This is a genomic window from Streptomyces sp. WAC04114 (genome assembly GCF_019733245.1).
In the GTDB taxonomy this organism is placed as follows: Bacteria; Actinomycetota; Actinomycetes; order Streptomycetales; family Streptomycetaceae; genus Streptomyces; species Streptomyces massasporeus_A.
Window position 1 is genome coordinate 1 of sequence record NZ_JAIGQA010000310.1, and the last position, 4546, is coordinate 4546.

The 4546-nt window shown below is 75.5% G+C and carries 4 protein-coding genes and 4 pseudogenes; 3 read left to right on the forward strand and 5 right to left on the reverse strand.

The window, feature by feature from the left end; translation table 11 throughout:
• Window positions 1–194: pseudogene (locus tag K4G64_RS38435) on the forward strand (hypothetical protein); the annotation flags it as partial.
• A 320-nt stretch (window positions 195–514) separates the two neighbouring features.
• Window positions 515–1366, forward strand: coding sequence for a putative RNA methyltransferase (locus tag K4G64_RS38440; protein WP_221760491.1), 852 nt, complete (start codon window positions 515–517; stop codon window positions 1364–1366).
• Window positions 1367–1758: 392 nt separating this feature from the next.
• Here the strand turns inward: K4G64_RS38440 and K4G64_RS38445 are convergent, their stop codons facing one another.
• The 3 genes and pseudogenes from K4G64_RS38445 to K4G64_RS38455 all read right to left on the reverse strand — a co-directional run.
• Complete coding sequence (locus K4G64_RS38445) at window positions 1759–2439, reverse strand: DUF4328 domain-containing protein (protein ID WP_308122606.1); 681 nt, start codon at window positions 2437–2439, stop codon at window positions 1759–1761.
• Between the two features lie 4 nt (window positions 2440–2443).
• Window positions 2444–2806: a DUF952 domain-containing protein gene (locus tag K4G64_RS38450; protein WP_221760492.1), complete on the reverse strand. Its 363-nt coding sequence runs from the start codon at window positions 2804–2806 to the stop codon at window positions 2444–2446.
• Window positions 2803–3357, reverse strand: a pseudogene (locus K4G64_RS38455) (serine hydrolase); the annotation flags it as partial. The gene K4G64_RS38450 and the pseudogene K4G64_RS38455, both read right to left, overlap by 4 nt.
• A gap of 3 nt (window positions 3358–3360) precedes the next feature.
• Here K4G64_RS38455 and K4G64_RS38460 point away from each other — a divergent pair.
• Window positions 3361–3534: pseudogene (locus K4G64_RS38460) on the forward strand (serine hydrolase); the annotation flags it as partial.
• A gap of 23 nt (window positions 3535–3557) precedes the next feature.
• On the opposite strand, the gene K4G64_RS38465 reads toward K4G64_RS38460, so the two are convergent.
• Both K4G64_RS38465 and K4G64_RS38470 read right to left on the reverse strand, forming a co-directional pair.
• Window positions 3558–4127 (reverse strand): tellurite resistance TerB family protein, encoded by a 570-nt coding sequence (locus tag K4G64_RS38465; RefSeq protein WP_221760494.1) that lies wholly within the window; start codon window positions 4125–4127, stop codon window positions 3558–3560.
• Between the two features lie 154 nt (window positions 4128–4281).
• A pseudogene (locus K4G64_RS38470) lies at window positions 4282–4546 on the reverse strand (hypothetical protein); the annotation flags it as partial.

Consider the following 4546-nt stretch of genomic DNA (forward strand, 5'->3'; position numbering starts at 1 on the left):
TCGTCGGTGACGGGGGTGCCCGGCCGGGCACCGACAACCCCCGCACGTCCGCGCCGGGCACCCCCGTCACCGACGAGGCGACCGACCCGGCGGCCGTGTCCCGCACCCCGTCGACCACACCCACCTCGGTACGTCCCGTCCCGTCGAAGGCCGGCCCGAGCACGGACCGGAGGACGGCGGACGGCAGCCGCTGACCGGCACGGAAGGCGGCGGACGGCAGCCGCTGACCGGCACGGAGGGCGCCGCACAACACCGCGTCCGCTCGTGACATGACGGTCGGCGGCGCCCGGTAGCCTGGCCGTATGGCACTGGCATGCAACGCCCTGCCTCACTGCTTCCTCTGACGCCGCGGTGAGGACGGTGACGTGAGTCGCTCACGTCACCGTCCTCGGCGTACCCGCCCCCTGGCTGCCGGTTCACGGCGAGCCGGCCGGCGGGCGCCGACGCCTCACCGTCCGCCGCCCGCGCGCGCATCCCCGCCCCACCGCGGTGCGCCGCGTTCCGAGGAGCACCCTTGCCTTCCGACCGACTCCTGTCCGTACTGACCTGCCCCCTGTGCCCGGCCGCCCTGCGTCGCACCGACGGCGCCCTGCGGTGCGCCGGCCGCCACACCTTCGACATCGCCCGTCACGGCTACGTCAGCCTGCTGACCGGCCATCGGCGGGCACCGAGCGCCGACTCCCCCGGCATGGTCCGCAGCCGGGCCGCGTTCCTCGGCGCCGGGCACTACGACCCGCTGGCCCGCGCCCTCGCGGAACTCGCCACGGAACTGGCCCCGCCGGACGCCACCGTCCTGGACGCCGGGGCCGGCACCGGCCACTACCTCGCGGCCGTCCTGGACGCCCTCCCCGAGGCACTGGGGCTGGGACTGGACAGCTCCGTGCCCGCCCTGCGCGCGGCGGCCCGCGCGCATGCCCGTGCGGAGGCGGCCGGCTGGGACGTGTGGCAGCCCTGGCCCGTGCGCACCGGCTGCGCCGACCTCGTCCTCAATGTCTTCGCGCCCCGCAACGGGCCCGAGTTCCACCGCGTCCTCGGCCCGGACGGCGCGCTGCTGGTCGTCACCCCCACCGCCCGGCATCTGCGCGAACTGCGCGCGTTCGCAGGGATGTTGGCCGTCGACCCCGGAAAGGGGGACCGCCTGCGCCGGACCCTCGCGGCGCACTTCCGGCGCGAGCGCGCCGAGCCGCTGGAGTACGCCATGGGCCTGACGGCCGGGGAGGTCGCCGCCCTGGTGACCATGAGCCCGGCCGCCCGTCACGTCGACGCGGCGGAACTGCGCGCACGGGTGGCGGAGATGGCGGCACCGGTGCGGGTGACCGCGTCGTTCGTCGCGTCGGTGTACCGGCCGCGCCGGGAACCGCGGTAGGGCCGGGCCTCGGGCGGCCGGGGCGGGCTTCCGGCGGCCGGGGGCGGGCTTCCGGCGGTCGGGTGCGGGCCTGTTCCGCCAGGGCCGGGCCTGGTTCCGCTGGAGCCGGGCTCTGTTCCGCCGGAGCCGCCCCCTGTTCCGCCGGAGCCGATCCCTACCGTGCCGGGAACCGCGGTAGGGCCGGGCCTCAGGCGGCCGGGAGGGGGCTTCAGGCGGCCGGGGGCGGGCCTCAGACGGTCAAGGCCGGGCCTCCGGCGGCCAGGGCCGGGCCCCGTTCCGCCAGGGCCGGGCCACCCGTTCCTCCGGAGCCCGGGCCCCCGTCGGGCCCCGTTCCGCCGGAGCCCGGGCCCCCGTTCCGCCGGAGCCGATTCCTATGTCACCGGCGCCGATCCCTATGCCGCCGGGGCCGGTTCGTCCATGCGCTGCTGCTGGGCCGTCGTGAGCGTGTGCACCATGAGGGCGGCGGTCACGGCCGCGGCCACGATCACCAGGTCGGCGGCGAGCAGGGGCCAGACCTCGCTGTAGGCACGGGCGATGACCTCGTCCGTGTCGTCGGCGTAGATGATCCCCACGCCACCGGCCAGGCCGGCCAGCCACAGGCCCCACCACCAGTTCACGACGGCGGGCAGTCGCCGTTCGGGGAAGACCGAGCGGTGGACGTCCGCGACGACGCCCCGGGGTATCCACAGGTTCACCACGGGCACGATCCAGCCCAGCCAGAGCCAGGGATAGCCGTAGCGCGGGGCCGTGCCCGACAGGGCCTTGGCGTTGTCCCGCACCTGGTCCAGCCAGAACAGGAACGCCAGCACGCAGACGGCCGTGACGGCGGCGCCCACGGAGGCGACCAGGTGGTAGGAGTCCTCCAGCGCGTTCAGCGGACGGTGCACTCCGTCGCCCTGGTCGGGCGGGCCGGACGCCGGCTCCCCCGCGGCGGAGAGCCGGAGGTGCCAGACCGCCCGGGCCGCCCAGGCGACCGCGGCCAGGGCGAGGGCCGCGATGGCGCAGCGGGCGGCTCCCCGGACGGGGCGCAGGACGGGCCCGGGGGCGGCCGGAGTGGAATTCTGTTCGATCACCCGGTCATCCTGCCGTACGCAACTCCGAGGCCCGCCCCTCTCCGTCGAACCGCACCTCGAGGACGTGGTCGACGGCGTCCCGGTCGAGGGGGCCGAACACGTGGGGGAAGAGCGTGTCCACGGAGACCCCGGGCGGCGGGGCCGGGGCCGCCGCCTCCCATTCCACCCGGGCCGTGAGCCGCGCCTCGTCGAGGGCGAGCACCAGCAGGGGTCCGGGCGCGTCCCGGTAGAAGGCGTCGACGACGGCCAGCGTGGTCGCCTCGTCCGGGGAGCAGTGCACGAAGCCCTCCTCGGCGAGCGAGCCGGGCGCGTAGGTGGGGCCGGTGACGGTGGTCCAGACGGTGCGCGGTACGACGTGATAGATCATGGCCCCGTTATAGACGGCGACGGGCGCCCGTGGAGCCCCGGGAGCTTCAGCGCGGCGACGGTCCGCCGGGTCGCCTCGGCGATCAGGGCGTCGGAGGGCTCGGTGTCGCGGCCCGGCCGGTCGGTCATGACGGCCAGGACGATCGGCTCGCTGCGGGGCGGGTGGACGACGGCGACGTCGTTGGCCCGGCCGTAGTCGCCGGTGCCGGTCTTGTCGGCCACCTTCCAGTCCCCGGGGAGCCCGGCCCGGATGCGGCGGGCGCCGACGGCGGTGGCGTTGCGCGAGAGCCAGCCCATGAGGAGCCGGCGTTCGCGGACGGGCAGGGCGGTGCCCAGGAGCAGCTCGCGGAAGTCGGAGGCGATGGCCTGCGGGGTGGTGGTGTCGGCGGAGTCGTCCGGCGGCACGTCGTGCAGTTCGGGCTCGTAGTGGTCCATCCGGCTCGTGGCGTCGCCGAGCCCGCGCAGGTAGGCGGTGAGCCCGGCGGGGCCCCCGACGTCGCGCATCAGGAGGTTGCCCGCCGTGCCGTCGCTGAAGCGGACGGCGGCGTCGCAGCCGGCAGCCTGCCGACCGTGCGCAACGAGGTCGGCGTCGTCGAGTACCCCGACGGGGGCCGCTACGCCGTCGCCGTCTTCACCCGCACGGCCCGCACCTCCGCGCTCCTGCCCGCCGCCGACGCCGTCATCGGCACGGCGGCCCGCCTGGCCGTGGACGCCCTGCGCGCTCCCTGAGCGGCCGGCTTTCGCCGCTCGGCTCAGAGCTGGAACTCGGCGGGATTCACCCCCAACGTCGCACAGGCCTCGCGCAGGACCGTCGCCTCGGCCTGCGAGAAGTGGCCGTCCGCACCGGCGATGACCATGCCGGTCTGGATCACGGCCCTGGCCTCGGTGGGCTTCTTGGCGGCCTTGGCGATCTCCTGCATGGCCTCCGACTTGCCGTACTGGAAGTTGGCGGTCAGCTGGTCCACATGCTTGTTGAATCGCGTCCGCAGCTGCTCCGGCGGGAAGTTCTGCAGGACGTCGTTGCTGAGGATCATCGACTCGACCTGCTGGCGCTCGGCCGGGTCCACGTTCCCGTCGGCGGCCGCGACCAGGGCGCACATCGCCATGCTGGCGTCCCGGTACGCACCGCTCTTCAACTCGTTCTTCAACGACCCGAGCTGCGTCTTCAGCAGACCGACCAGCTGGGCCTTGCCGCCACCACCGGACCTCGACCCACCGCCGCCGTGCCCACCGCTGCCGTGCCCACCGGTCGCCGCGCCCCGACCGCCCTGCCCCTGCTGGAGAGCCTTGGCCTGGTCCTTGAGCCGGTCCCACACTGCCATTGACGTCACCTCGGTACTAGTAGGCCTCACCTGGCGCACCCGCTGACGCGCGCACACCCCACCCAACGCCCGGCCCCGGGCAAAGGTTCCGCAAAACGAAACGGAGACCGCCCGCCCCCGGAAGCCGGGTGCGGGCGGTCTCCGTGGCGGGACGTCAGGCGTTGTCGCGTGAGCGGAGCTTCAGGCGGGGGGCGAGGCGGAACGCCGCGAAGCCCACCGCTTGCAGGGCCGCCGCCGCCAGGAGGAGGCCGATGCCGCCCGCGCCGGTGGAGGCCAGGCTGCCGCCGTCGAGGTCCGTGGAGGTGCCGCCCGTGGTCGAGGTGCCGTCGCCGCCGGTCGTGCCGGAGGGGTCCGTACTGGTCGAAGGGCTCGGCTCCGCGGAGGGGCTCGGGTCGGTCGAGGGGCTCGGGGACGGGGAG